Below are 25403 nucleotides of genomic sequence, written 5' to 3'. Positions count from 1 at the left end.
AACGCCGGGGCGTTGAATATCCATCTTGCAGTGGGAACTCAAGCGGGGCATCCTTGGTCTTACCTTATAGTTTTCAGCGCCACCGAGGAGAGAAATCCCATGGCACACCGCACTTCTCAGATTGCTGGTCAGCAGACGCGATCGGAAATCAGTACTAACAAGGTGTTGCGTAACACCTATATGCTCTTGGCCATGACGCTGTTGTTCTCCGCTGTGACGGCGGGAACCGCGATGGCCATGGGCATCGGACAGATGAATATCTTCATCTTCCTGATTGGCGCCTACGGCTTGATGTTCCTGGTTCACAAGACCGCGAATTCGGCGGCGGGCATCTTGTCGATCTTTGCCTTCACAGGCTTCATGGGGTTCACGCTGGGGCCGATGTTGAGCCTCTACCTGTCATTGCCCAATGGGGCGCAACTGGTGATGACTGCGCTGGGGATGACAGGCGCGACTTTCATCGGGCTGTCCGCCGTGGCCTTGATTACCCGCAAGGATTTCAGCTTCCTGGGTAACTTCATGATCGCCGGGGCGATCGTGTTGATACTGGCAATGGTCGCGGCGATGATCTTCAATATCACCGCCTTGGCGCTAGCCGTTTCCGCAGGCTTCGTGCTGTTCTCGTCGGCTGCGATTTTGTATCAGACCAGTGAGATCATCCATCGCGCAGGGGAAACCAACTACATCTTGGCGACCATTACCCTGTTCGTGTCGATCTACAACCTGTTCGTTAGCTTGTTGTCTCTTCTGGGCTTCATGTCCAACGATTGATGCAGAAAGTGGCGCTGTTGCGCCTGTCTGTCGAAGGCCCACATCTCGAGAGGTGTGGGCCTTTTGCGTAGGGGGCGTTTTATCCGCGCCAGAGTTGCAGGAGGGGGGCGGCGAGTCCGTGCCAGCGGGTATAGAAAATCGCGCGGCGGCGGGCATTGGCGATATCCTCGGTGTCATATATGTCATGACGAAGGTGTAGGTCATGACGAAGGAGCGCCAGGCAGCCTATCTCGCACTTAGGCCTCGGACCCAAGAGGGTTGCTTTATCGCTATGAGTGATCGACAACGTGGTTGAAACAGCCGTTTCGGCCGGCTTCATCGTTGCTGGCGGGCGTTTTGTAGGGGCAAGCAGGGCAACGGTCATGATCGTAACCTCCACGAATCAGCAGGTGTGCCGGTACATTACGACACAGACACTTTCAATTTAGCCGGATTTCGTAACGGCTAAAGAGGATTCGCACAAACCGTGACGGCGCTCATATTAGTTGCCCCTGTTGCGGCAAGGCATAAAAAAAGCCGCCTAGAAAGGCGGCCAAGGTTGGGGATATCAACAGATCGTATCGCTAGCTAAAGATGCGCTATACGTTAGCTTGTTAAAAATATACTCGCTAACTTGGTTGGCGTCAATGATCGTTTGATATCATGACGTTTGGTGTATCCATGATTTGCCTGACCTCGCCACGTCGAGGACAATAGCGTCATTCACCGCGTCAGTGACGGGAGATTCTTCGATGCGTTACGCCCTGCTCGTGCTAGGAGGCCCGTATAGCCATCAGGCAGCGCATTCCGCCTTGCGTTTCGCGCATGCCGCCATCGCACGGGGGCATCGTGTCGATACGGTGTTCTTCTATCACGATGGGGTTCACAACGCGGCGCACTTCGCAGCGCCACCGCAGGATGAACCCCACTTGGTCGATGCCTGGTGCGACTTGCAGCGTACGCATGGAACCGCCTTGCAGGTCTGTGTGGCGGCGGCGCTGCGCCGTGGCTTGCTCGATGCCCGTGAGGCCGAACGGCATGGCAAGAGCGGGGCGAGTCTCGAGCCTTCCTTCGAGTTGACAGGGTTGGGTCAGTTGCTCGACATCGGCCAAACGCACGAGCGGCTGATTACCTTCGCGCCCTGAAGAAGGCGTCGCTCATTCATGTCACGGGGGACTGTCATGTCCGAGATAACCGAGGCGCCGCACGGCGATCTTCTGGTGATGCTGCGCCATGCGCCGCACGGCAGCTTATGGCTACGCGAGGCTCTCGATCTAGCATTGGTGGGCGCGGCCTTCGGTCAGTCCGTCTCGTTGTTGCTGATGGGAGACGGCGTCTGGGCATTGCTTCGGGGACAGGGCCCGGGCCCGCTGGGACAGAAGGGCTCCCAAAGCACCTTCGAGATGCTCGAGATGTACGATATCGAGCGCTTGTATATCGATGTCGACTCGCTCGAAGCGCGCGGATTAACCCGCGACGATCTGCTCTTGCCGGTGATTGAAGTGCCGACGTCGGAACTCTCGACGGTGCTTGCCGGGCATCGTCAAATCTTCAATTTCTGAACGCTGCCCGCACTGAACGTCAGTGGGATAGCGCTGTTAGGAGACACCTGCGAATGTTGTTGCACTTGCTCAATCGTGCCCCGAGTTCGAGCTCCGTTCATCAGGACGTATTGCGCGCGATGGGGGAGGAAGATGGGTTGATGCTTATCGAAGATGGCGTGTTTGGCGCGGTGAGTGCACAGGTACAACATTTTCCCGGACTGGAAGGGCGCTTGTTCGCCCTGCGCGAGGATCTGGAATCGCGCGGTCTGGCGGGGCGCTGCGATGCAAGCGTGACGATCGTGGACATGGACGGTTTCGTGGCGCTGACCGAGGAAGCGCAACGCACGGTGAGCTGGTTCTGATGGCGACCACGCAAGCGACACGCTATATCACGGTAGAAGGCCGCGACATTGGGCTCGACCCCGAAGGATTCTTGGTTGACCTAGCGGTCTGGACGCCGGCCGTGGCCGAGGCACTGGCCGCCGAGGAAGGCCGGGAATTGACGCCCGAGCATTGGGAAGTCCTCGAAGTGTTGCGGGCCTTCTATGCGCGTTACGAAAGTGCGCCGGCGATGCGTCCCCTGGTCAAGGCCGTCAGCCAAGCGCTGGGGCCCGATAAAGGGCGCTCCTTGCATTTGATGCGGCTGTTTCCCGACAGCCCCGCAAAGGTGGGGGCGCGCCTGGCGGGATTGCCCAAACCAACCAACTGTCTTTAAGGACTGGCGTTAAAAGCTGTCTTTAAGAACTGTCTAGGCTTTCGATGAACTTTCTTGCACACGCCTGGCTGGCACGTGGCGGCAACGACGCCTTCCTGTACGGCAACTTGATCGCCGATGGTGTCAAGGGTAATCCCGATGGCGATTGGGCGGCGGAGATCGCGCGCGGTATTCGCCATCACCGTCGTGTAGACGCCTGGGTCGATGACCATGCCGTGATCCGAGGCGTGCGGGAGCGTGCACCACGTCCTCAGCGACGTGTGGTGGGCATTGCGCTGGATCTGGTTTGGGATCATTTCGTGGCGCGCGATCATGCCGATGCTGCCTTGATTGCGCGTTGTTACCGGGTGCTCCATGCCCAGGGGCGAGCCCCTAGTCGTTTGGCACCTATGATTCCCGCCCTGATCGAAGACGACTGGCTGAGTCGTTACGCCGACTTCGACTTTACCTGCCACGCGATCGCGGGCCTCGGGCGTCGTTTGAGTGGTCCCAATCGCTTGGCCGAATTGGTGCCCTGGTTGCGCACCGACTATCCCGCACTAGAGCACGACTTCCATGTCCTCTGGCCGGCGCTCAATAAAGCGTTGAGCGCTGACTAGGCCTCGTTTTCAGTGGTATTAATCCGTTAGCCATAGGCATTCCACACGCCCGCCCTCGTTGAGGGTGGTGTGTTCGGGTACGACCGCCAGAGCGTCGGCCTCCAGGCAGGAGGACAACACAGCCGAGTTCTGATCGGCGAAGGCATGCGCGACGACACCCTCGGGCGTGAATTCGAGCCTCACGCGCATGTAGTGGCGACGTGCTTGCGTATGCGTGGTGAACGCTGCACGCGCCCACAAGCGGGGTAGCGTGGCCATGCGCGGACAGGCAAGAAACGCTCCGATCAGCGGGCGCAGATAGACCCAGGCACCGACGAAGCAGGACACAGGGTTTCCGGGTAGGCCTACTAACCGCGCCTCGCCGACCCTTCCCAGGGCCAGTGGCTTGCCGGGGCGCATGGCCAGCTGCCAGAGATCTAACTGACCTAGTGATTCCAGCGCGTGCTTGACGTGGTCTTCTTCGCCCACGCTGACGCCACCCGTAGTGATGATGATATCGGCGCGTTCGGCGGCCTCGCGTAAGAGGCGCTGGGTCGTTGCGAAGTCATCGGGCACGTGCTCGCGCATGACCAGCTCGGCACCGAAGCGTTCGAGCAGGCGCGAGAGCATGGGGCGGTTGGAGTTATGGATCTGCCCCGGTGCGAGCGACTGGCTCGGGTCGACGATTTCATCGCCGGTGGAGAGCAGCGCCACGCGCGGGCGACGATAAACGTCGACCTGCGTGATGCCCTGACCTGCCAGATGCCCCAAGGCGGCCGCTTCCAGTCGAGTGCCTGCTTCCAGAAGCGGAGTGCCGGCCTCCACGTCGCGTCCACGGCGACGCACGTTATCGCCCAGCGTGATGTCGCCGGGAATATGCGCCTGGGCATCTTGCGCCTCCACGCGTGCCTCCACGCGTTCCTGCATCACTACCGTGTCGGCACCCGGCGGTATTTCACCGCCGGTGAAGATGCGTACGCAGGTGCCTGGTGTGAGCGACTCAGGTGCGTGACCGGCCACGATGCGTTGGCTGATGGGTAACCACTGACCGGCGTCCACATGGCGCAATGCATAGCCATCCATGGCGCTGTTATCGGCAGGCGGTACGTCGAGACGCGCGGTAACCGGTTCGGCCAGCACGCGGCCCGCCGCTGCTTCGCAATCGATCCGTTCGACATCTCCCGCCTTCACGTCCTTCAAAAGCGCTTCCAGTGCCCGTTCGACGCTTTGCAGCTCAGCCATGCTGACCTCTCCCGGGGATCACGAGATTGGCGAAATTGCACGGTTGATGGCGGCTGTCGAGCTGTTCGTGAAGGATGCCATCCCAAGCGGTGCGACAGGCGCCGGTGGAACCGGGCAAGCAGAACACCACGGTAGCGTTGGCCAGGCCGCCCAGGCAGCGGCTTTGCACGGTGGAGCTGCCGATTTCCTGCCACGAGAGATGACGAAACAACTCGCCGAAGCCTTCGATGTGCTTGTCGAGCAACACCTCGACCGCCTCGGGGGTGGAATCACGCCCGGTGAAGCCCGTGCCACCGGTGGTGACGATGACTTGCACACCCTCTTCGGCGATCCACTGAGCGACGAGCGCGCGGATACGATAGACGTCATCGACGACGATGCGTTTGTCGGCGAGTTCATGTCCATCGCGCTTCAGGCGTTCCACCAGCGCGTTGCCCGAGCGGTCGGTTTCCTCCGTGCGGGTATCGGAGACGGTCAGTACGGCGACCTTGAGGGGAACGAAAGCGGCATCGCTCATGCGTGCGTGTCCTTCTTGCGCTGCTGGCGGGCGTCCAGCGCCTCGAGTTGTTCGGGCGTGGCAGGGGCCTGATAGAGTTCCTTCCATTCGCTATAGGGCATGCCGTAGACGTATTCGCGGGCCGTCTCGTAGTCGAGTTCGATACCCCGTTCGCTGGCAGCGTTGACCAGCCATTTGGACAGGCAGTTGCGACAGAAATCGGCCAGGATCATCAGGTCGATATTCTGCACGTCCTTGTTGGCGTCAAGGTGATCGAGCAGTTGGCGGAAGGCGGCCGCCTCGAGTTCGGTGCGCGTATCAGCGTTGATGTGTTGCATGGGGAAAGCCTCTTCGCTTGGCATGTCATCATGAGATGGAGCTAGCATAACAAAGAGAGACACCGCCCGGGGGCGGTGTCGTCTTGCTTGCGGCGTTTCAGCGCTTGTTATGGCGTTCAATTGGGTCGGTGTGCCGTCGCCGTGTCGTCACCGACGGGCGGATCGTTTTGCTGGGGCTGGCCGGCGCTGTCCTTGACCTCTTCGTACCACAGGTTGTGGTGCTGCTTGGCCCAGGTTTCGTCGACATAGCCGGTCGCCATGCCTTCGAACGCGCCCTCGGTGCCCAAGGTGCCGATATAGATATGCCCGAGCGCCACGGTCATCAGGATCAACGACGTCACGCCGTGGAACATGTTGGCCCACTGCATGTTGTCGCGGGTCTGGCCGAAGATTGGAAAGTCGAGCACGAAGCCACTGACGATGACTAGCAGGCCGACACTGGCCAGCAGCCAGAACCAGACCTTTTCGCCGGCATTGGCGAAACCGGCATCAGGGTGCTTGTCGCCCACCATGCCGCCACCTTGCTTGAACCACTCCCAGTCGTGCTTCTTGGGCAAATTCATCTTGAGCCATTTGGCGAGGATGACGATGAGCAGGATCCCGAAGATGGGGCCCGCGTAGTTGTGGATCAGCTTGGAGCCCATGATCATATTGGCCCAGAAGACATCGCCGAAGATGTGCCGGAACACGAATTTGCCATACAGCAAGTTCAACCCGGTCAGTGAGAGGGCGATGAACAGCGTCGCCACGCTCCAGTGCAGCGAGCGCTCGAGAGCGGTCCAGCGAAGGATCTTGCGACCCGTGCGCTCGTGATCGAGGTCGTTGCGTCCGACGACAAGGTAGAAGATCACCAGGATCGCCAGCATACCGCCGATTGCGATCAGGCCGGCGGGCGAAATCCACTCGTTACGGACCTGGCGCCAGGTTTCGCCGCTGGGGTTGATCAGGTTGTAGGTCGAGTCATGGCGGGAATCGATGAAGTCCTCGCCACTCTTGACCTGTCGCCAGGTATCGGCGTCCACCGTGCCCACCGCTTGACCGATTTCCTCGTCGGGCTCAGCCGCCGATGAAGGTGGGGCCAAGCTGGCGGCCAATACCGCCAGCAATAGCACCGCACCGATCATACGCAGCCGCCACAGGCATTGCATGAGTGTGTGCATGAGCGTTCTCCTCACCCTTCACGTGTGGCGCGGGTGGCGTCGTAGGCCATCTCGTCGAGATTGGCCGAGACGTCCGGGCCCGACATTTGCGCCTTCTCGACAGACGACCAGCCGCCGTCTTCATGGCCGCGATAGACCACACGCTGGCGGAAGATGTCGGAAATGGTCTGGGCGTCCCCCGCCAACAGCGCCTTGGTGGAGCACATCTCGGCGCACAAGGGCAACTTGCCTTCGGCGATGCGGTTGGCGCCGTACTTTTCGTATTCTTCTTCCTTGGTCTCGGCGGGACCGCCGGCGCAGAAGGTGCACTTGTCCATTTTGCCGCGTTCGCCGAAGGCTTCTTCCTTGGGAAACTGCGGCGCGCCGAAGGGGCAGGCGTAGAGGCAGTAACCGCAGCCGATGCAGATGTCCTTGTCGTGCAGGACGATGCCGTCCTCGGTCTTGTAGAAACAGTCGGTGGGGCAAACCGCCATGCATGGGGCGTCGTCGCAATGCATGCAGGCCACGGAAATCGAGACCTCGGAAGGCTTGCCATCGTCCAGGGTGACCACGCGACGACGCTGGATGCCCCAATCGGTTTCGTTGGCGTTCTTGCAGGCCGTGACGCAGCCGTTGCACTCGATACAACGTTCGGCGTCGCAAAGAAATTTCATTTGAGCCATGGTGTTCTCCTCTAACCGATGAGGCGCGAGGCCTCATCGGTGTTTCAAGCATCGTCGGATCAGGCGGAGGCTTTCTCGATTCGGCATAGCGTGCACTTGGTTTCCTGCATTTGCGTCACTATGTCGTAACCGTAAGTAGTTGCGGTGTTGGCGGCCTCGCCGAGTACATAGGGCCGTGCCCCTTCGGGGTACTTGTCCGCCAGGCTCTCGCCTTGGAAGATGCCGCCGAAATGGAAGGGCATGAACGCCACGTCGCGCGCCACGCGCGGCGTCACCATGGCCTTGACTTTGACCTTGCCGCCCTCGGGGCCGTGTACCCAGACCATGTCGTCGTTCTTGATGCCCAGGTCGTTAGCCTGTGCAGGGTTGATCTCGACGAACATTTCCTGCTGAAGCTCGGCGAGCCATGACATGGAGCGCGTTTCTTCGCCGCCGCCCTCGTACTCGACCAAGCGTCCCGAGGTCAGGATGATCGGGAAATTCTGGCTGAAGTCTTGCTCCTGAATCGAGCGATAGAGAGTCGGCAGGCGATAGAATGATGCCACGTCGTCCCAGGTCGGATACTCCTCCACCAGGTCGCGCCGGCTGGTATAGAGCGGTTCGCGATGCTTGGGTACCTCGTCGGGGAAGGTCCACACACGGCAGCGAGCCTTGGCGTTGCCGAAGGGCGCGCAACCATGTTCGATGGCCACGCGCTGAATCCCGCCGGAAAGATCGGTTTTCCAGTTCTTGCCTTCCGCCGCAGTTTTTTCTTCGGCGGTGAGATCATCCCACCAGCCCAATTCCTTGAGCATGTCGGCGGTGAACTCGGGGTAACCGTCGTTGAGCTCGGAGCCTTCACTTGCGACGCCGTCGGCGAGTAGATCCTCGCCATCGTGTTCGACGCCGAAGCGAGCCCGAAACGTAAGGCCACCTTCTTTAACGGACTTGCTCATATCGTAGAGCAGAGGCGTGCCGGGATGGTTGAACTCGGGCGTTCCCCAGCAGGGCCAGGGCAAACCGTAGAAATCACCATCGGCGGGGCCGCCTTCAGCTTTCAACGTGTCGAAGTTGAAAGTGTGCCAATTCTTCTGGTGTTCTTTGAGGCGTTCGGGGCTTTGCCCGGTATAGCCCACGGTCCACATGCCGGCGTTGATCTCGCGCAGCACGTCCTCGATCACCGGACGGCCATTCTCGATGGTGTAGTTGCGCGTGAACTCGTCGCCGAAGCCGAGTTTCTTGGCCATGAGGTACATGATCTCGTGATCGGGCTTGGAGTCGAACATCGGTTCGACGACCTGATCGCGCCACTGCAGAGAACGATTGGTGGCGGTCACGCTACCCGTGGTTTCGAACTGCGTGGCCGCGGGCAGCAGGTATACGCCGTCCGTACGGTCGTGCATGACGGCGGCGACGGTGGGGTAGGGATCGACCACGACCATCAACTCGAGCTGACTCATGGCCTTTTTCATTTCCGGGCCACGGGTCTGAGAGTTGACCGCATGCCCCCAGTAGAACATCGCCTTGAGGCTGGTGCGCTGGGCGATATCCTCGTCATTTTCCAGAACCCCATCTATCCACCGAGAGACGGTGATGCCATTGGAGTTCATGGGCAGGCTACCGTTGTATTCGGTCTGGTCGAAACGGTTCTTGATCCACTCGTAATCGACATTCCATATCTTGGCCCAGTGCTTCCAGGCACCTTCGGTAAGACCGTAATATCCAGGAAGTGAATGCGACATCAACCCTAGATCGGTAGCGCCCTGCACGTTGTCGTGGCCACGGAAGATATTGGCTCCACCGCCGGAAACGCCGATATTGCCCAGCGCCAGCTCGAGAATGCAGTATGCGCGGGTGTTGTTATTGCCGGTGGTATGCTGGGTACCGCCCATGCACCACACCACGCAGCCGGGACGGTTTTCGCTGATGCGCTTGGCGACATCGTACATGTCGGCCTCGCCGACGCCAGTGATGCGCTCGACCACGTCCGGCGGGAACTCGGCGACTTCGCGGCGTACTTCTTCCATGCCGAACACGCGCTGATCGATGAACTGCTGGTCTTCCCAGCCATTCTCGAAGATATGCCAGAGCAGCCCCCAGATGTAGGCCACGTCGGACCCCGGCCGCAGGCGCACGTACTTGTTGGCCTTGGCAGCGGTCCGCGTGAATCGTGGGTCGACGACGATGATCTGTGCGTGGCTACGTTCCTTGGCATGCAGAATGTGCTGCATGGCGACGGGGTGCGCTTCGCTGGGGTTGGAGCCGATGAACAGAATCGACTTGCTGAAGTGCATGTCGTTGAGCGAGTTGGTCATCGCCCCGTAACCCCAGGTATTGGCCACACCGGCGACGGTGGTGGAGTGGCAGATGCGTGCCTGGTGATCGGTGTTGTTGGTGCCCCACAAGGCTGCCAGCTTACGCATCAAGTAGGCTTGTTCGTTATTGAACTTGGCCGATCCTAGCCAATAAATGCTGTCGGGACCGTGCTGTTCGCTCAGCTCCAGCACCTTGTCACCGATTTCCTCGATGGCTTGATCCCATTCGAGGCGCTGCCACTTGCCGTCGACCAGCTTCATTGGGTACTTCAGGCGCCGCGTGGAATGGCCGTGCTCACGTAGCGAAGCACCCTTGGCGCAATGCGCGCCGCGGTTGATCGGGTGGTCGAACGCGGGCTCCTGCTTGGTCCAGACGCCTTCCTGTACCTCGGCGTAGACGCCACACCCCACCGAGCAGTGAGAGCAGATGGTGCGCTTGGTTTCGACGGGAGCATCGGAATACGCCGTCTTTTCCTTGGCGTTAGCGGCCTGCATCATGCCATGGCCCATGAAGCCGGCAGCGGCGAGGCCACCCGTCGCCACACCACTGCGCTGGAGGAATTGCCGGCGGCTGATGCCGAGGCCGCCCTGGCCGGCGGGTTGGGAGGATTTTCGAGTCAATCGCATGGTTATGTCCTCAGTTCCGGTTCTCTCGACCGTTTAGTCGCGCAAGGTGGCGTAGAAGGCCTTGACGTGATCGGTTTCGCGATACGTCGTTTCGCCGGCATCGGCGGCGTCTTTTTCTTCATCCGACTGTGCCTGTGCTAAGGTGACATGGCCGACGGCCACGGCTGCACCCGCAGCGACCGTGCCCAGTCCGATGTTGCGCAAGAAGCGGCGCCGGGCGGGGTTGTTCGACGCTTTATTGTTCGACTCTTTCATGGGGCGACTCCTGTGGTCACTGAGCACCGTGATATTGCCGTCAGGCAGCGTCATGGGTGCAGGTCATGAGTGGGTGTCCCCTTCACTGAGCTTAGTGGGGGTTGGCGAAAACGTGACGACTTGCGCGTCGGGGTCGCTCTGCAACTGGTTATCCTCGCGGGAGAAAAAGGCCTCCCCCAGCGCCCCGACGCTGGCATAGAACGGGTCTTCGACCTGGGCCAGGTCACGCATGAAACGTAGCGCCCAAGGGCTCAGGTGGCGTTTGAAAAAGGCTGCCTGTGCCTCGGCATGAGAATCGATGAGCATGGCCATGACTTCGCACATCGCCGAGAAATGATCCTCGGGCTCCTTGACGTGTGCGGCGCGCTCGAAGCCCAGGTGCTTGAGGTCATGGCGCAGGGCCACTAACGGCATTTCCATCAGCGATCCGGTCAGGTACCAGGAGGCATACGGCACGAGTTGCCCTTGGATGACCCCAACCAGCAAGCCGAAATGCACATCGTGCAGCGTGCCGGGATGCGCGTGGTGGGCGGCCAGTGACAATGAGGCCCAGTGCCGCTTGAGTGCCGAGCTCTCATCGTCGGGTTCGAGCGCGGAGAGAAAGTCGAGGAGCTCGGCATTGGGCGCCTCACGCACCAGGCGGGCCAGCAATAGATAAACATCGGCGCGCAAGGCGTTGCGCTCTTCAAGAGCCGCGGAAAGCGACGCGGGCGTATCGGTTGAGTGCGTGTCGGTATGCTCGGATGTCGTCATGGTCATACCTTGAGCTGAGCGTTGGGGTCACGCGCCATGTCGTGCCAGATATCCTTGACGCGGCAGTCTTCGCACATTTCCAGTCGCTTGATGGCGTCGCCGGCGAAATAGGGGTGATCGGCGAGTTTCTGCTTGATCGAGGCGATGGTGCTAGCGGTGGCAAAAGGCTTGCCGCAGCCGATGCATTCGAATGGCGCCTCTTCCTTGACCGTCGCGACGTGGTTGCGGGTCTCTGGAGCGGCCATGAAACCGGGGTGCAGCGCTATGACCTGTTCGGGGCATGCGGTTTCGCAAAGCCCGCACTGCACACAGGCACTTTCTTGAAAGTTGAGAGCCGGTGATTGACCGGGGCTGCTGAGTGCTTGGGTGGGGCAGACCGCCACGCAAGCCATGCACAGCGTGCAGTTGTCGGTATCGATGTCGAGGGTGCCGAAAGGTGCACCCGCCGGCATGGCGACACGCGTCTCACGGGGCGTGCCGTGCGCGGCAAGGAAATCGAGAATGGCGTTGAGTGCCTCGCGCTTAGCGTGTGGGCGTTTCGTCTCCAGCCGTTCGCCGAGGGGTGGCAAGATCGGCAGTGCGTCGCGTATGGCGATATCGCCTGCATCGATCAGGCTCAGGCGCCGAGGGTCGTGGCCCAGCGACTCGAGCATGGTAATCGCCTGTGCATGCTGATCGCGCACCAAATGCGCCAAGGAAGTCGGCAGGGCATCATGCATGACGATGCGCACTTCGGCGGCGCCTCGGGCGAGGGCGCCGAGCCAATGATCAAGTCCCGCCGCGCCGAGTTCCTCGAGGGGAACGTCTAGTACATGGCCCGCCGCTTCGGTGGTTTCGCTGGCTTGGGTTTCTTGATCGAGAAAACGCACCACCGCCGTATCGCCGCCTTCGGCTTGGTAGCTAGCAAGAAGACGCGCGATATAATCGTCGAGGCTCTCGGGTGTGGGCAATGCATAACGAATGGCCCCGGTGGGGCAGACACTGGTGCAACTGCCCGCACCGTGACAACGGAATGGGTCGATGACGATTTCCTGCTTGACGCTGGAGATGGCATCGGCGGGGCAGATATCGAGGCAGCGGGTGCAGCCGCTTTGGCCACGCCCGGCATGGGCGCATAGATCACTTTCGATCTGAAAATAGCGCGGCTTTTCGAACTCGCCGATGCACGCTTGAAGATCCTGAATGGCTTGATCGAGGGGCGTGGCATGTGTGACGCGGTGGTAGCCCGGCGGGGGGAGCTCGTAGTGCATCAATGGCGATGCGCCGAGATCGAGTACGGCATCGAAGTGGTCACGACCGATCGTCGCCTTGGAGAGCAGTGGGCCATTTTCGCCGGCGGTCATGCGAAAGGCTCCGAGATAGCCTTCCAATCGCGGCGCATCGCAGGCGATGTAATGCGTATTGGCAAGGTCGGACGCCTCGTCATCGTCATCCTGCGTCGCGATCAGCGTCACGCTGGCGAGCTCGCTTTCCGCGAGCTGGCGGGCCGCCCGGCGAGTCGCGTCCGCCGGGCCCACGATGGCGACATGACCGTGGCTGACGTAGCTCACGGTGGGCGGAGCGAGGTTCTGCGGCCATGATACCTGCTGCAGGGCAGCCTCACGGGCGGCTACATTACGTGCGTCGTCATTCAACGCGCGCGTATCGATGAACTGGGGCATGTCACCTCATCAACTTGTCGGTCTTGCCACGGGTCTTTGAATCTTGTCGTGCCAATCGTGTGGCATCGCGTCTCGGTCTTGGCCGAGCTTTATATAGTGTTATGACTGCAGGTTAGATACCCGTTCTCGTCGCAAACGAAGGGCTTGCCGGGCAAGATACGGGAGTGCGCGGGCGCTATTGATCGACCCTGTGGGTCAAGTTGACGCACCCGAGCGCCCGGATGGGTCATTTGGTTCCTCTTCTTCCAACTGGCCTACCTCTTCCGGGCGGGATGTCTGCACGGCTTCAGAAGCGTCGTCTTTATCCTCTTCGAGGGGCATCTCGGATTGCAGTGCCACCGCGTCGTCATGCTGTTCCGAGTCTTGGGATTCAGTCTCTTGATCCTTGTGCAGCCATTGGCGCATCCGTGCACTGACCTCGGGCATCATTCGCATCAGTTGCGAATAATCCTCGTCGTAATCGTCGAGACCGTCGCGCACGTTGTAGTTGCCGACCTTGAACATGCGGCGCAGAGCGCGGCGTTTGAGGAGTTCACCGACCCCCGGCAGCATGAAGGCCCGGAAGTCGTCCCCGGCGCCGAGCTGCTCCGGTTCGGGGAGTTGCTCATCGAGTGGGCGCTGCGGATCGTAACCGGGGATCAACGCTGCAGCGCGTGATGACGTTTCGTGCTCTTCGCTCGGGGCAGACGCGTGTGCCCGTTCCGATAGGGGGGCCGTTGTTTCTTCGCTCGCTGTATCGAACGGCGACGCGTCGCCATGATCGCGTTTGCGCTGTGACCAGCGTTGCATGAAGCTCATGAAATTACTCCTGGCTGGCGCGCCCGGCGCCTGCGCGTTTCTTCTTGCGGCCACCTTCGACACGTTCGCCATGACGCGCCAGATAGGCCTCGATCCAGGCCTGTATCGCTAAAGGCATGGGGGTGTCGAGGACTTGGGTGTCACCATCCATCCAGTTGGCCGCGACTTCTTGGCTCGCGGTCAGTTCACGCGGCGCGGGGCCGTCGTCGGTCGTTTCGCAGCGCACGAACAGGCGGGGGTGTTGGGAGTTCAGGTTGAAACGATAGGCGGTACGTTCGGTGAGAAAGAGTGTCAGCGGCAGGACATGGGAGCCGCGAGCATGGCACCCCATGTCTGCAATGTACCAGGTCAGGGACGTGAAGCCCTTGACCTCCTGGCGCTGGAAGGCCAGCTCGAGGCTTAAGTGTCTCAGATTATCGTCGGCCGCCATGATGGTTGCCTCCCTGTGAGATGAAACATGTCACGCTATGTCTGAATCATATAGCAAGCCGCGTGCCTGATAGTCTGGAAAATGTGTCCTCGCCGTATATTTCCCTTGGGCATGCATGTCGCGCTTTGGGTATCCTGTCGCCACAAGAAGGAGGTGAGCATGTCCAATGTAGTGCTGAGTCGGGCGCGGATGCCGACAACGCTCGAGATTGCGGTGATCGACGAATATGGCCAGCACCGTCAGCAGGCGATCGCCGCCGAGCGCGCCTTGACGGTGTACTTGAACCGGCAGGAGATCGTCACCCTGATGACGCTGGGTGCCGAGCCGGAAGCGCTGGTGCTGGGCTATCTGCGTAACCAGGGGCTGTTGGTGCGTGTCGAGGATGTCGAAGCACTACAGGTCGACTGGGACGTGGAGGCCGCCGCAGTCGTGACGCGTGCCTTGCCCGAAGATCTCGACGCGCGTCTGGCCCAGCGAACCGTGACCACCGGCTGTGGACAGGGAACGGTCTTCGGACGCTTGCTCGATGCCACCGACCTGCAACCGCTACCGCGCGCACCGTTATCCCAGGCGGTGCTGTATCGCATGCTCGACAACCTGGGGCAGTTCAACGAGACCTATCGCAATGCCGGGGCCGTGCATGGCTGCGCGCTATGCCGTCAGGATCGCGTGCTGGGGTTCGTGGAAGACGTGGGGCGCCATAATGCGGTGGATACGCTGGCCGGTCGTCAATGGCTGGCGGCACTGGGCGAAGGTGCGCCGGAAGATGCCGAGCTGGCCTCGGCCGACATTTTCTACACTACGGGACGCCTGACCTCGGAAATGGTGCTCAAGGTCGCGCAGATGGGAATCAGCGTGCTGGTCTCGCGTTCGGGCATGACGCAGAAAGGCGTGGAGCTGGCGCAGCGTTTCGGTGTACTGCTGGTGGCGCGGGCCAAGGGGCGGCATTTTCAGGTCGTCGACCAGCAGGCGCGCCTGGTGCTGGACGCCATGCCGGCGCCACGCCCGGGGGACAAAGCCGCATTTCGGCACAAGGACTCCTCATGAGTGATTCATCCTCTACGTCGCCGTTTCTCAACGTGCATCAAGTCGCCGAGCTTCTACATCTCAACGAAAAGAAGGTTTATCAGTTGGCCAGCGATGGCGCCATCCCCTCCACCAAGGTGACTGGCAAGTGGTTGTTTCCGAGACGTCTGGTCGAGCAGTGGATCCTCGAGTCCTGCCATCATGGGGTACTGGCTGACCGCTTGATGGTCACGGGAAGCGACGATCCCTTGCTCTCGGCGCTGATCATGCGACTCAATCAGCAGCAGCAGGGGCATGCCTTCTATGGGTATAGCGTGACCGGGACGCAACTGGGCTTGTCATTGCTCTCACAAGGCCGCGCCGATGTGTGCGCCATTCATTGGGGGCGCGCCGAGGAAAGCGAATTGCGCCATCCCGCCCTGGTGAGAAGTCATAGCGGTTATCGTCATTGGGTGCTGGTACGTCTTTTCCGTCGCAGTCAGGGGTTGATCATTCGCGCCGAGGACCGACATCAGCCGCACGACCCCTCAGGGCTCTTCGGTGCCAACCGGCGCTGGGCGATTCGCCAGGAAGGAGCAGGGTCGCAGCGCTTCCTCAAGGAATGGTTGGCTGGGCATCAGTTGCGGCTAGAGCAACTCAATACCCACGCCGTTGCCTATAGTGAACGCGAGATCGCCTCTTTGATCGCCCGCCACGATGCCGATATCGGGCCGGGAACGCTATCCGCGGCCAATGAATTCGGCTTGGGGTTCATCCCCATCACCGAGGAGGCGTTCGATCTGGTGACGCCACGCAACGTGTATTTTCGGTCGCTGTTGCAGCAGATGTTCGATTATCTACACAGCGCTGCCGGCTTGACCCTGGCCCAGTCACTGGGCGGCTACACGCTCGATGAATGTGGCAAGTTGTTGTGGCGGGGCGATGACGTCCAGCATACCTAGCTTGTTGCCGATCGAGTGGGTCGTCTTCGGGGCCTGGATGCTGCTGGGGCTGGCGATGTAGCTCTGGTCGCGCAAGCGCTACGGGGTGGCATACAGCGATCGCATGATGGCACGCGAACTATCCGGTGATAGTGCGGTGAAAGACATCGACTGAATGTCGCCGAGTGCGATGTACAGAGGTGACATGACGCCCGGCCTTGAGCCGGGCGTCATGCGTTACGCGTTCTCGCCGCGCGTGCATACGGAGAGTACCACGGCGTCTGATTCGCTGAGCGAGACCAGAGCGTGGCCCATGTCGCTGTCGAAATAGATGCTGTCACCGTGGGTCAGATGTAGTGGCTCATAGAACTCGGTATACAGCAGGATATCGCCATCGAGCACCATCAGGAACTCTTCCCCATCGTGGCGCACCCATTCGTGGAACTCGTTGAAGTCCCGCGCACGCACGATGGTCTTGAACGGGATCATTCGCTTCTGGGCCAACTGCCACGAGAGGAGCTCATGCTCATAGGTGGGCGTAGGGTGTTGCTGGCCTTCGCCGACGCGAGTCAAATCGCGGCGACCGAGAGTGTGTGACTGCGGTTTGGGCGGCGTCAGCAATTGCGGTAGATCGATTCCGAGGCCGCCAATCAGTTTCTGCACGGCGCTGAAGGTCGGTGAGATCTGGTCGTTCTCGATCTTGGACAGCGTCGAGCGCGCCAAACCGGTACGTTGGCTGACATCTTCCAAGGTCCAGTGGTTGGACAGGCGAATTTCCTTGAGGCGATCACCCAGACGTAGCGGCTCGACGAACGGTTTGCGTCCGGAGGCGATGCGCAGGGCGGCGTCGCTATCGGTTTGGGTAGCCATGGAGTTCCACGATAGGAAATAAAGTTTCCGTTAGGATACCACAGCCCGCTGGGCGCGGGGCGAGCCGGGGTCGTTTTAGAGCGCTTACGGGTCGCCGAGGGGAAAACCCAGCAGCGCCTTGAGGTGCGCCTCGACACTGGTACCCAAGGCATCCAGATGGTAGCCGCCCTCGAGTACCGAAACTAAGCGCCCTTCGGCGTATACACGGGCGATATCCAAAGCAAGTTGCGTTACCCAGAAGTAATCGGACTCGACGAGCTTAAGATCCGCCATGGGATCGTCGCGGTGAGCATCGAATCCCGCCGAGAGCATGATCAACTGTGGCTTGAAGGCTTGCAGCGCGGGAAGCCACTGCGTTTCTACGTCACGCCGGAACACGGTGCCGTCGCTGCCGGCCGTCAAGGGCGTGTTGACGATGTTGCTCCATGTGTCGTCCTGATAGCGCCAAGGGTAGAAGTGAGATTGGAAGCTCGAACAGATCAGGACACTGGGGTCGTCCTTGAAGATATCGACCGTACCGTTGCCTTGGTGGACGTCGAAATCCAGCACAGCGACGCGCTCGACGCCATAACGCTGGCGGGCATGGGCCACCCCGATGGCGATGTTGTTATAGAAGCAAAAGCCCATCGCCGAGCTACGTTCGGCATGGTGCCCGGGTGGGCGCACGGCGCAGAAGACGTTATCCGCCTGGTGACGAAAGACCTGGTCCACGCCACGTACGACTGCGCCGGCGGCGACACGCGCGGCGGCTAGCGTGTCCTGATTCATGTGGGTCTCGCCGTCGAGTTCGCTCAAGCCTTCCTGCGGGGAGTGAGCCTCGAGCATCTCCAGATACTGCGGACAATGCGCAAGGGCGAGCGTCTGCGCTTTTACCGGCTGCGCTTCGGATTGCATGGTATGCGTCAAGACACCGCTCAAGGCCAAGCGTGCGCGTATGGCTTCAAGGCGCTTGGGGCTCTCGGGATGGTTCGGCCCCATGAAATGCTGCATGCAATCGGGGTGGGTGATATACGCAGTGATCATGGGAACTCCATCCAGAGGATGTCTATCGGCTGAGACGATGGGCGCATGCTGTCCGCGGAGGACCTTAAGGCCTGATAGGATGTGAGAACAGTGCCTATAGGTCGAACGATGCCACGTCACTGCGGCCATGACGAGAGGCTTGCGTTACGCGCTGCCTGAAAAATGGTCTGTCATCGCATACCGACTTTACAGTTAGAGCTTAAGTTGCGGCCGCCTGGGCGGTTGGTGAGCGGCAAAGTCGGATCAAGCGGGAGAGATTGCTGTGGGAACGCGTTTTCTGCGTCACTTCTTCGAGCCACATAGCGTGGCAGTAATCGGCGCTTCGGAAAAGCCGCATTCAATGGGCGGTATGGTGCTTGGCAATCTGCTTGAGGCGGGATTTTCCGGCACTCTTTGGGCGGTGAACCCGCGCGGTTATGACACGGTCTACGGCGTCACCTGCGTAAAGCGTATTGCGGATTTGCCCGCCGTGCCGGATCTGGCGATCCTCTGCAATCCGGTAGAAGGCGTGCCGCGGAGCATCGAGGCACTGGGCAAGTTGGGCGCGCGCGCGGCCTTGGTGCTGTCGGGGGGCTCATATCTCGACGATCGAACACAGGATGGCGGTTCGCTTCGAGAGCGTATGCTCAAGGCTGCGCTGCGCTCGGGAATCCGCGTGTTGGGGCCGGAGTGTCTGGGGATCGTGGTGCCCGGCAGCAAGCTCAACGCCACGTATGCCAGCCAGCCGATCAAGGCGGGACGTGTCGCCTATCTAGGGCAGTCGGGGATGCTCGGCAATGCCATGATCGACTGGGCCGCGGGCCGCGACATCGGCTTTTCGCATTTGGTGACATTGGGCGACAGCGTTGACGTGATGCTGTCCGACCTAATGGATTACATCAACCAATACTCGCCGACACGTGCCTTGCTGCTGCATCTGGAACGAGTACACGATGCGCAGCATTTCATGACTGCGTTGCGCGATGCCTCGCGACACCGGTTGGTGCTGGCAATCAAGAGCGGACGCTCGGTGCAGTCGACACTGACGCATGAGCCGCAGACGCCGGGTATCGATAATCGCGACGTGGTGTTCGACGCGGCGTTGGCGCGCGCAGGGGTCGTGCGCGTGGATGATTCCGATGAGTTGTTCGATGCACTGGAAACACTGACGCGCATGCGTCCGTTGCGTGGTGATCGCTTAGCCATCGTGGCGAATGGGTTGGGTCCGGCGCTCTTGGCGATAGACAAGCTGGTGATTGCTGGGGGGAAGCTGGCGGAATTAACTGACGTTACCCGCGATGCGCTGGTGCAGGGGGAATTCGATGTCAGCTTGCCGGGGCGTAATCCCGTCGATTTGGGCGGTAATGCCTCGCCTGAGCGGTTCGTCGATGCGTTGGAGATCGTGGCGGCCGATGCCAACGTAGACGCTGTACTGGTGGTACACGCCCCGACTCGCCTGGCGCCGTCCAAAATAACGGCCGAGGCGTTGATCGCTAATCGCAAGCGCTTCAAGCGCAACCTGCTGACCAGTTGGATGGGGCTCGAGGAAGCGCTCAAGGCACGCCATGAGTGCAATCTGGCGGGCATCCCTACCTATATCTCTCCAGAGAAAGCGGTCAAGGCGTTCATGCACATGGTCGATTATCAGCGTGTGCAGACGCTCCTGCAGGAAACGCCGCCAAGCCTGCCCTTCACGACGCAACCTGACATCCGCGCGCGCTGCCATCGTTTGATCGCCTCCGCCAAGAAACGTGAGCGTGATCGCCTGACGCATCAGGAAACCGCGGAGGTCCTGGCCGCCTATGGCATACCGTCGGCACCGAGCCAGTATGTCTTCGGCCCCGAGGAGGCGTTTCAAGCGGCGCGGGACATCGAAGGCCCCATGGCACTGAAGATCGTGCATGCAAATAACTGCGTGCCGTTTCGCTACCGCAAGCACCCCCATAAGCTCTCTGCGGGCTTGCTGCAAGACCTCGAGACACCGGAGCAGGTGGCCGATGGCGTGCGGCGTCTGGGGGACAAAGTCCGCGAAAAATTCCCCGAAAGCCCGATTTTTAGCTATTGCCTGCAACGTATGCAGCGTGGCAAGGCGTCGATGCAACTCTGTGCGGGCATTACGCGTGACCCGGTGTTCGGGCCGATCATTGTCTTCGGCATTGGCGGTTACAAGATCAATGTGCTGGCGGATCGTCAGGTGGCCTTGCCGCCCCTGAACATGACCCTGGCCAATGAGTTGGTATCGCGTACGCATGCGTACCGCCTGATCCGTGAGCACGCCGCCGACCCCGAACAAGACGTCGAGCGCCTTTGCGAATTGCTAGTCAAGCTCTCGCAGATGGCGTCGGATTTGCCTGAACTCCAGGGGTTGGAGCTCAATCCGCTATTGCTCAACCGCGATGGTGTCGTGGCGGTGGACTTTGCCATGGACCTGGGGCAGCCCGCGCGTCATGCGATCATGCCGTACCCCGAGGAACTTCGTGAATGGCGGGCGTTGGGCAATGGCATGGATGTCGAAGTGCGCCCGATCCGGGGAGAGGACGCGCCGCTGATCACGCTATTCCACGAGCGGCTCTCCGAGGAAAGCATTCGCTTTCGTTACTTCCACCACAAAGCGGACCTGACGCAGCGTGATCTGGCCGTGCTGTCGCAGATCAATTACGACCGCCAAATGGCGTTCATCGCCGAGCATGCGCGAGCCGATGGCAGTAAGGAAATGCTGGGCGTAGTGCGTGTGTGGAACGATCCGGACAACATCCGCACTGAATTTTCCGTGATCATTCGCGATGATCTCCACGGGCATGGTCTCGGTAGCCTGCTGATGGAAAAGATGATCCGCTACTGCAAGGGCATCGGCATCCTCGAGATGGTCGGCACGGTGATGCTCGACAATCAGCCCATGCGCGCATTGCTGAAACACCTGGGTTTCAGTTTCCGCTATAACATGGAAGAGCAGGTGGTCGAGGCCTCCTTGCGGCTCAACGAGCCGAGCAACGATTGGCAGCGACACCGGCTGGAGAGCCCCACGGACTAAGGCTTCTTGGTCGATCCCCCGATGTCGCGGTGAAGCCGTTGAAGGTCGGCTTCGTCGCTTGCCGAGCTCGGCGATCGAGTATGATCGAGGCGCCTGGCGGCGCGCGCCGGGTTATTGAACCATGGATCAATCATCAGCTGTTTTTATTTGAAGCAATATCAATAAGTAGGTATGATTCGATACGAAACATAACGAAATTTTATCTTCATGATCATCTCTTATCATCTCCATGACCATAATAAGAGCCAGGAGACTGACCCGCCAGATACTCGCAACGTGACAACGTGACATTGCCGAGCGCTCTTGCTTCGCAAGGGCATGGCGACGACTTGACCAAAGCAGGCAAGCCTATGACTGAAACAGACGAAACCAATATCAAGATTCAGGTGCGCGGCCTGAGCAAGGTGTTTGGCTCCCAGCCTAAGAAAGCGCTCGAGCTGCGTAACCAAGGGAAAAAGCGTCCCGAGATTCTTGAGAAAACCGGCCAGACTCTGGGTCTTTCCAATATCGACTTCGATGTACGTGAAGGCGAGCTTCTCGTCATTATGGGTCTGTCGGGTTCCGGGAAATCGACGCTGATTCGCTGTCTCAATCGCCTCATCGAGCCCACCGAGGGCGATATCGTGATCGATGGTCAGAACATTCCCAAGCTCAGCGAGAAAGAGCTGCTGGAATGCCGGCGCCGTCACTTCTCGATGGTTTTTCAGAATTTTGCGCTATTTCCGCATAAGACCGTGCAGGAAAATGCCGAATATGGCCTTGAGGTGCGCGGCATCGAGAAAAAATCTCGCGTGGAAAGCGCTCGTAACTCTCTCAAGCAAGTAGGCCTGGACGGCTGGGAAGATGCTTATCCGAGCCAGCTTTCCGGCGGCATGCAGCAACGTGTCGGTCTGGCCCGCGCATTGGCTAATGACTCGACCGTGATGCTGATGGATGAGGCGTTTTCGGCACTCGATCCGCTGATCCGCAAGGATATGCAGCAAGAACTGATCGAGCTGCAGCACCGCATGAAGAAGACCACGATCTTCATCACCCATGATCTTGATGAAGCAATCAGCATCGGTGATCGCATCATCCTTCTCAAGGACGGCGAAGTCGTTCAGATGGGCACGCCCGAAGATATCCTGACGCGGCCCGCTGACGATTATGTGGCGCGCTTCGTAGAGGGCGTGGATATGTCGCGCATCTTCACGGCAAACAGTGCCATGCGTTCCGTGCGTGCCACGGCGCGTGATAGCGACGGCCCGCGCACCGTGTTGCGCAAGATGAGCGACAACGGACTCGACTCCATCTACGTCATCGGTCGTGACCGCACCTTGTTAGGCATCGTGAATGTCGACGACGTCGATGCTGCTGCCAAGGCTGGCAAGGACACGATCAACGAGTTGATCCAGAACGACTTCCCGAAGGCCGGTCCGGATGAACCGATGAACAATCTCTTTGCCATGTTCAACGATAAAAGCTATCCGATTGCCATCGTCGACGACAACCAGCGTCTATTGGGGGTGGTCGTGAAGGGCGCGGTACTTGAGAAACTGGCTGAAGCGGGAGAGCACTGATGGCGATTGATATTCCACGCATTCCCCTCGGCGACGGCATCGAGGGTGGTCTCGATTTTCTAACTTCGCACTATTCCATGGTGACGCGAGGCATCTCGCGTGTTACGCAGAGCGGGATTACGGTACTCAATGATGGGCTGATGTGGCTGCCTGAGTGGGCACTGATGGCGATCATCGCGCTGATCTGCTGGCGGGTTGCCAACCTGCGCCTGGGGATTGGCGCGGTGTTGGGACTGGCCTTGATCTGGAACCTTGGGCTTTGGGACCCGATGATCGAGACCTTGACGCTGGTGGTGATCGCCACTGTGGTCGCGGTAGTCATTGCCATGCCACTTGGCGTGCTCGCGGCCATTTCGGATCGCTTCTATAGTCTCATCATGCCGGTTCTGGATTTCATGCAGACCATGCCGGCTTTCGTTTACCTGATTCCAGCCATTCCTTTTTTCGGGATTGGTTCGGTGTCAGCTATTTTCGCCACGGTGATCTTTTCGATGCCGCCGGCGATACGCTTCACGACATTGGGTATCCGGCAGGTGCCCAAGGACTTGATAGAGGCGGCAGATGCGTTTGGTGCCACACGTAGTCAGAAGTTGATCAAGATACAGTTTCCGCTGTCTCTTCCGACGATCATGGCCGGCATCAATCAGACGATCATGCTAGCGCTGTCGATGGTCGTGATCGCGGCGATGATCGGGGCCGATGGCCTGGGTAGCGAAGTGTGGCGCGCCATCCAGCGTCTGCGTCCTGGCGATGGTTTCGAAGCGGGTATCGCTGTCGTCATCCTCGCCATGTTGCTGGATCGCATCACGCAGGCGCTTCGCAAGCCGAAAAAGAAAACTAGCTAAGAAGCAAGGCGTAACAAAACGCCGTGTATCGAGCATGTGCTCGAAAAGGAACGGCCGCTGGCCGTTCCGGCAGGATCTCCCATCAATAAGAGAAGGGGAAAAACGATGACACGCACTCCATTGACGAAAGCCGTACGCTATGGCGCCATCATGATGGCCGCCGGTGCAGGACTCAATGCGGGCATCGCGCAAGCGCAGGACAGCAAGGGTGATATCACGCTCGCTTATGTCGAGTGGTCCTCCGAAGTGGCCTCCACGAACGTCGTGCGTGCGGTGCTCGAAGAGCAAGGCTATAACGTGGAAATGTCCTCACTGTCAGCCGCTGCGATGTGGCAAGCCGTGGCGTATGGTGATGCTGATGGCATGGTGGCGGCATGGTTGCCTTCCACGCATGAACAGTACCTGAACAAGGTTGGCGACAAGGTCGAGAACCTGGGGCCGAACCTTGAAGGTACTAAGCTGGGACTTGTCGTTCCCTCTTATACCGATATCTCGTCCATCGATGAGCTCGATGACAAGGCCGATGTCGTCAATGACGAGATCGTGGGGATCGATCCCGGTGCTGGCCTCATGAACCTGACTGAGAAGGCGATCGACGAGTACGATCTTGATGATGCTATCAACCTGCAATCGGGTAGCGGTGCCACTATGACGGCTGCGCTGGATAGTGCCATCAAGAACGATGAGGATATCGTGGTCGCCGGTTGGACGCCGCACTGGATGTTCGCACGTTGGGACCTCAAGTATCTGGACGATCCCAAGAACGTCTATGGTGGCGCCGAGCACATCAATACCGTCGTGCGCAAAGGGCTGAAGGACGATATGCCGGAAGCCTACGCGATTCTCGATAACTTCGAGTGGACGCCGGAGCAGATGGGCGAAGTGATGCTCATGAATCAGGAAGAAGATTCCGATCCATATGAAAACGCCAAGAAGTGGGTCGACGAGCATCCCGATGTCGTCGATGAGTGGGTAAACGGCGATAGCTGATAGGCGCTACTTACGACATTATCTGTCGAAGAGTGTTGAAGCAGACGCCCGGTCCTTAGTGGACCGGGCGTTTTGCATGGTGGGCTCGCTGACGTGCTGGAGGGGGCAAGCCTTGAGATTAAGGCGCCAAGCGCGTTTTGCTCCAGGCTGCATCCTGCTCGTGATGGCGATAGCGAATCCGATCATGGAGACGATTGGATTGGCCTTGCCAGAACTCCAGAATATATGGCTTAACACGATAGCCACCCCAGTGAGGGGGACGCTCGACGCTTTGATCGGAATAGACCTGTTCGAAGCGTTGCTTGCGCTCCTCCAGCCATTCGCGGTCGGGAATTTCCACGCTTTGCTGGGAAATCCACGCGCCTAGCTGACTGTCCCGAGGACGGCTGGCGAAATACTCATCAGAAATATTGGCCTCGGCTTTTTCCACGCGCCCTTCGATACGTACCTGCCGATGAAGGGTGGGCCACCAGAAGACCAAGGCAGCATGAGGGACATTCGCCAGCTCACTACCTTTGTGGCTTTGATAGTTGGTGAAGAACACGAAACCTTGCTCGTCGAAATGCTTGAGTAATACCACTCGAGCATGAGGGAGCCCCTGGCTATCCACAGTGGCCAACGTCATGGCGTTGGGATCTTGAGGTTCATGCTCGCGGGCGGCCGAGAACCAGGCGTGAAACAAGTCGATGGGCGACGCCGGCGTGTGCGCGTCGGAGAGTGTCTCGCCAGCGTAATCGCGTCGCAGGTCAGCGATATCATAATTCATGGTCTTCCTCTCCAAGTGTGCATTCATCTCTTTAGCGGGCGGCGGCATTCGACGGACATCCCCGGTGAATGCCTGCGTATCCAGGCGAATG

Annotated in this window: 26 protein-coding genes; 12 read left to right on the top strand and 14 right to left on the bottom strand. The window is 59.7% G+C overall.

Annotated features, from left to right (window positions below):
- The first annotated feature begins 99 nt into the window (after positions 1-99).
- The 6 genes from L1075_RS10670 to L1075_RS10645 all read left to right on the top strand — a co-directional run bounded on the left by L1075_RS10670 (position 100) and on the right by L1075_RS10645 (position 3608).
- The gene (locus tag L1075_RS10670; RefSeq protein WP_246941793.1) at positions 100-771 is read left to right on the top strand and encodes a Bax inhibitor-1/YccA family protein; all 672 of its coding nucleotides are present in this window, start codon (positions 100-102) and stop codon (positions 769-771) included.
- Positions 772-1502: 731 nt separating this feature from the next.
- Positions 1503-1895: a sulfurtransferase complex subunit TusD gene (tusD, locus tag L1075_RS10665; RefSeq protein WP_075369245.1), complete on the top strand. Its 393-nt coding sequence runs from the start codon at positions 1503-1505 to the stop codon at positions 1893-1895.
- 36 nt (positions 1896-1931) lie between these two features.
- Positions 1932-2312, top strand: a complete 381-nt coding sequence (gene tusC / locus L1075_RS10660) for a sulfurtransferase complex subunit TusC (RefSeq protein WP_040241227.1) — start codon at positions 1932-1934, stop codon at positions 2310-2312.
- A gap of 53 nt (positions 2313-2365) precedes the next feature.
- The gene (gene tusB / locus L1075_RS10655; protein WP_075369246.1) at positions 2366-2656 is read left to right on the top strand and encodes a sulfurtransferase complex subunit TusB; all 291 of its coding nucleotides are present in this window, start codon (positions 2366-2368) and stop codon (positions 2654-2656) included.
- The gene (locus L1075_RS10650; protein ID WP_040241222.1) at positions 2656-3009 is read left to right on the top strand and encodes a TusE/DsrC/DsvC family sulfur relay protein; all 354 of its coding nucleotides are present in this window, start codon (positions 2656-2658) and stop codon (positions 3007-3009) included. Before tusB ends, L1075_RS10650 begins: the two co-directional genes overlap by 1 nt.
- A 44-nt stretch (positions 3010-3053) precedes the next feature.
- The gene (locus tag L1075_RS10645; protein WP_075369248.1) at positions 3054-3608 is read left to right on the top strand and encodes an acyl carrier protein phosphodiesterase; all 555 of its coding nucleotides are present in this window, start codon (positions 3054-3056) and stop codon (positions 3606-3608) included.
- Between the two features lie 18 nt (positions 3609-3626).
- On the opposite strand, the gene L1075_RS10640 is transcribed toward L1075_RS10645, so the two are convergent.
- The 11 genes from L1075_RS10640 to L1075_RS10590 all read right to left on the bottom strand — a co-directional run bounded on the left by L1075_RS10640 (position 3627) and on the right by L1075_RS10590 (position 14303).
- On the bottom strand, positions 3627-4829 hold the full coding sequence (locus L1075_RS10640; protein WP_246941785.1) for a molybdopterin molybdotransferase MoeA: 1203 nt from the start codon (positions 4827-4829) through the stop codon (positions 3627-3629).
- Entirely contained in the window at positions 4822-5346 is a 525-nt protein-coding gene (moaB, locus tag L1075_RS10635) for a molybdenum cofactor biosynthesis protein B (protein WP_178998704.1), read from the bottom strand. The genes L1075_RS10640 and moaB overlap by 8 nt, the downstream gene beginning before the upstream one ends.
- The gene (locus tag L1075_RS10630) at positions 5343-5663 is read right to left on the bottom strand and encodes a DUF1244 domain-containing protein (protein ID WP_075369250.1); all 321 of its coding nucleotides are present in this window, start codon (positions 5661-5663) and stop codon (positions 5343-5345) included. Before L1075_RS10630 ends, moaB begins: the two co-directional genes overlap by 4 nt.
- 116 nt (positions 5664-5779) lie before the next feature.
- On the bottom strand, positions 5780-6823 hold the full coding sequence (locus tag L1075_RS10625; protein ID WP_246941782.1) for a formate dehydrogenase subunit gamma: 1044 nt from the start codon (positions 6821-6823) through the stop codon (positions 5780-5782).
- Positions 6824-6834: 11 nt separating this feature from the next.
- Positions 6835-7485, bottom strand: coding sequence for a formate dehydrogenase FDH3 subunit beta (gene fdh3B / locus L1075_RS10620; protein ID WP_246941779.1), 651 nt, complete (start codon positions 7483-7485; stop codon positions 6835-6837).
- A gap of 59 nt (positions 7486-7544) precedes the next feature.
- On the bottom strand, positions 7545-10406 hold the full coding sequence (locus tag L1075_RS10615; RefSeq protein ID WP_075369253.1) for a formate dehydrogenase subunit alpha: 2862 nt from the start codon (positions 10404-10406) through the stop codon (positions 7545-7547).
- 33 nt (positions 10407-10439) lie between these two features.
- The gene (locus L1075_RS10610; protein WP_040241208.1) at positions 10440-10661 is read right to left on the bottom strand and encodes a twin-arginine translocation pathway signal; all 222 of its coding nucleotides are present in this window, start codon (positions 10659-10661) and stop codon (positions 10440-10442) included.
- A gap of 63 nt (positions 10662-10724) precedes the next feature.
- Positions 10725-11414, bottom strand: a complete 690-nt coding sequence (locus L1075_RS10605; protein WP_040241207.1) for a TorD/DmsD family molecular chaperone — start codon at positions 11412-11414, stop codon at positions 10725-10727.
- Between the two features lie 2 nt (positions 11415-11416).
- Positions 11417-13075, bottom strand: a complete 1659-nt coding sequence (locus tag L1075_RS10600) for a 4Fe-4S binding protein (protein WP_246895035.1) — start codon at positions 13073-13075, stop codon at positions 11417-11419.
- 195 nt (positions 13076-13270) lie between these two features.
- Positions 13271-13873: a DUF3306 domain-containing protein gene (locus tag L1075_RS10595; protein WP_246941776.1), complete on the bottom strand. Its 603-nt coding sequence runs from the start codon at positions 13871-13873 to the stop codon at positions 13271-13273.
- Between the two features lie 4 nt (positions 13874-13877).
- Positions 13878-14303, bottom strand: coding sequence for a DUF3305 domain-containing protein (locus L1075_RS10590; RefSeq protein WP_075369257.1), 426 nt, complete (start codon positions 14301-14303; stop codon positions 13878-13880).
- Between the two features lie 159 nt (positions 14304-14462).
- Here L1075_RS10590 and L1075_RS10585 point away from each other — a divergent pair, with 159 nt between their 5' ends.
- The gene (locus L1075_RS10585) at positions 14463-15350 is read left to right on the top strand and encodes a formate dehydrogenase accessory sulfurtransferase FdhD (RefSeq protein ID WP_075369258.1); all 888 of its coding nucleotides are present in this window, start codon (positions 14463-14465) and stop codon (positions 15348-15350) included.
- Entirely contained in the window at positions 15347-16270 is a 924-nt protein-coding gene (locus tag L1075_RS10580; protein ID WP_040241200.1) for a helix-turn-helix transcriptional regulator, read from the top strand. The genes L1075_RS10585 and L1075_RS10580 overlap by 4 nt, the downstream gene beginning before the upstream one ends.
- Before the next feature lie 216 nt (positions 16271-16486).
- Here L1075_RS10580 and L1075_RS10575 read toward each other — a convergent pair whose 3' ends face one another.
- On the bottom strand, positions 16487-17119 hold the full coding sequence (locus L1075_RS10575) for a helix-turn-helix domain-containing protein (RefSeq protein WP_040241197.1): 633 nt from the start codon (positions 17117-17119) through the stop codon (positions 16487-16489).
- An 84-nt stretch (positions 17120-17203) separates the two neighbouring features.
- Positions 17204-18142 (bottom strand): histone deacetylase family protein, encoded by a 939-nt coding sequence (locus L1075_RS10570; protein ID WP_246941774.1) that lies wholly within the window; start codon positions 18140-18142, stop codon positions 17204-17206.
- A 262-nt stretch (positions 18143-18404) separates the two neighbouring features.
- On the opposite strand from L1075_RS10570, the gene L1075_RS10565 reads away from it, so the two are divergent.
- From L1075_RS10565 to L1075_RS10550, 4 genes are all read left to right on the top strand, one after another.
- Positions 18405-21152 (top strand): bifunctional acetate--CoA ligase family protein/GNAT family N-acetyltransferase, encoded by a 2748-nt coding sequence (locus tag L1075_RS10565; protein ID WP_246941771.1) that lies wholly within the window; start codon positions 18405-18407, stop codon positions 21150-21152.
- A gap of 350 nt (positions 21153-21502) precedes the next feature.
- Positions 21503-22711 (top strand): quaternary amine ABC transporter ATP-binding protein, encoded by a 1209-nt coding sequence (locus L1075_RS10560; protein ID WP_246895042.1) that lies wholly within the window; start codon positions 21503-21505, stop codon positions 22709-22711.
- Positions 22711-23556 carry an ABC transporter permease gene (locus tag L1075_RS10555; protein ID WP_178998688.1) on the top strand — a complete coding sequence of 282 codons (846 nt, stop codon included), beginning with the start codon at positions 22711-22713 and terminating at the stop codon, positions 23554-23556. The genes L1075_RS10560 and L1075_RS10555 overlap by 1 nt, the downstream gene beginning before the upstream one ends.
- A gap of 105 nt (positions 23557-23661) precedes the next feature.
- Positions 23662-24546 carry a glycine betaine ABC transporter substrate-binding protein gene (locus L1075_RS10550; RefSeq protein WP_246895043.1) on the top strand — a complete coding sequence of 295 codons (885 nt, stop codon included), beginning with the start codon at positions 23662-23664 and terminating at the stop codon, positions 24544-24546.
- 118 nt (positions 24547-24664) lie between these two features.
- On the opposite strand, the gene pdxH is transcribed toward L1075_RS10550, so the two are convergent.
- Positions 24665-25312: a pyridoxamine 5'-phosphate oxidase gene (gene pdxH / locus L1075_RS10545; protein WP_246895044.1), complete on the bottom strand. Its 648-nt coding sequence runs from the start codon at positions 25310-25312 to the stop codon at positions 24665-24667.
- Positions 25313-25403 lie beyond the last annotated feature (91 nt).

The organism is Chromohalobacter beijerinckii, from assembly GCF_023061185.1.
Classification (GTDB): Bacteria; Pseudomonadota; Gammaproteobacteria; order Pseudomonadales; family Halomonadaceae; genus Chromohalobacter; species Chromohalobacter beijerinckii.
This window is presented reverse-complemented; position numbering and strand designations above follow the sequence as displayed.

Coding starts and splice junctions, on each gene's coding strand:
- L1075_RS10625 (WP_246941782.1), bottom strand. CDS start 6,823: ATGCACACACTCATGCAATGCCTGTGGCGGCTGCGTATGATCGGTGCG.
- L1075_RS10595 (WP_246941776.1), bottom strand. CDS start 13,873: ATGAGCTTCATGCAACGCTGGTCACAGCGCAAACGCGATCATGGCGAC.
- tusB (WP_075369246.1), top strand. CDS start 2,366: ATGTTGTTGCACTTGCTCAATCGTGCCCCGAGTTCGAGCTCCGTTCAT.
- L1075_RS10610 (WP_040241208.1), bottom strand. CDS start 10,661: ATGAAAGAGTCGAACAATAAAGCGTCGAACAACCCCGCCCGGCGCCGC.
- fdh3B (WP_246941779.1), bottom strand. CDS start 7,485: ATGGCTCAAATGAAATTTCTTTGCGACGCCGAACGTTGTATCGAGTGC.
- tusC (WP_040241227.1), top strand. CDS start 1,932: ATGTCCGAGATAACCGAGGCGCCGCACGGCGATCTTCTGGTGATGCTG.
- L1075_RS10640 (WP_246941785.1), bottom strand. CDS start 4,829: ATGGCTGAGCTGCAAAGCGTCGAACGGGCACTGGAAGCGCTTTTGAAG.
- L1075_RS10630 (WP_075369250.1), bottom strand. CDS start 5,663: ATGCAACACATCAACGCTGATACGCGCACCGAACTCGAGGCGGCCGCC.
- L1075_RS10560 (WP_246895042.1), top strand. CDS start 21,503: ATGACTGAAACAGACGAAACCAATATCAAGATTCAGGTGCGCGGCCTG.
- moaB (WP_178998704.1), bottom strand. CDS start 5,346: ATGAGCGATGCCGCTTTCGTTCCCCTCAAGGTCGCCGTACTGACCGTC.
- L1075_RS10585 (WP_075369258.1), top strand. CDS start 14,463: ATGTCCAATGTAGTGCTGAGTCGGGCGCGGATGCCGACAACGCTCGAG.
- L1075_RS10670 (WP_246941793.1), top strand. CDS start 100: ATGGCACACCGCACTTCTCAGATTGCTGGTCAGCAGACGCGATCGGAA.
- L1075_RS10570 (WP_246941774.1), bottom strand. CDS start 18,142: ATGATCACTGCGTATATCACCCACCCCGATTGCATGCAGCATTTCATG.
- L1075_RS10600 (WP_246895035.1), bottom strand. CDS start 13,075: ATGCCCCAGTTCATCGATACGCGCGCGTTGAATGACGACGCACGTAAT.
- L1075_RS10580 (WP_040241200.1), top strand. CDS start 15,347: ATGAGTGATTCATCCTCTACGTCGCCGTTTCTCAACGTGCATCAAGTC.
- L1075_RS10645 (WP_075369248.1), top strand. CDS start 3,054: ATGAACTTTCTTGCACACGCCTGGCTGGCACGTGGCGGCAACGACGCC.
- L1075_RS10605 (WP_040241207.1), bottom strand. CDS start 11,414: ATGACGACATCCGAGCATACCGACACGCACTCAACCGATACGCCCGCG.
- L1075_RS10590 (WP_075369257.1), bottom strand. CDS start 14,303: ATGGCGGCCGACGATAATCTGAGACACTTAAGCCTCGAGCTGGCCTTC.
- pdxH (WP_246895044.1), bottom strand. CDS start 25,312: ATGAATTATGATATCGCTGACCTGCGACGCGATTACGCTGGCGAGACA.
- L1075_RS10575 (WP_040241197.1), bottom strand. CDS start 17,119: ATGGCTACCCAAACCGATAGCGACGCCGCCCTGCGCATCGCCTCCGGA.
- tusD (WP_075369245.1), top strand. CDS start 1,503: ATGCGTTACGCCCTGCTCGTGCTAGGAGGCCCGTATAGCCATCAGGCA.
- L1075_RS10650 (WP_040241222.1), top strand. CDS start 2,656: ATGGCGACCACGCAAGCGACACGCTATATCACGGTAGAAGGCCGCGAC.
- L1075_RS10615 (WP_075369253.1), bottom strand. CDS start 10,406: ATGCGATTGACTCGAAAATCCTCCCAACCCGCCGGCCAGGGCGGCCTC.
- L1075_RS10550 (WP_246895043.1), top strand. CDS start 23,662: ATGACACGCACTCCATTGACGAAAGCCGTACGCTATGGCGCCATCATG.
- L1075_RS10555 (WP_178998688.1), top strand. CDS start 22,711: ATGGCGATTGATATTCCACGCATTCCCCTCGGCGACGGCATCGAGGGT.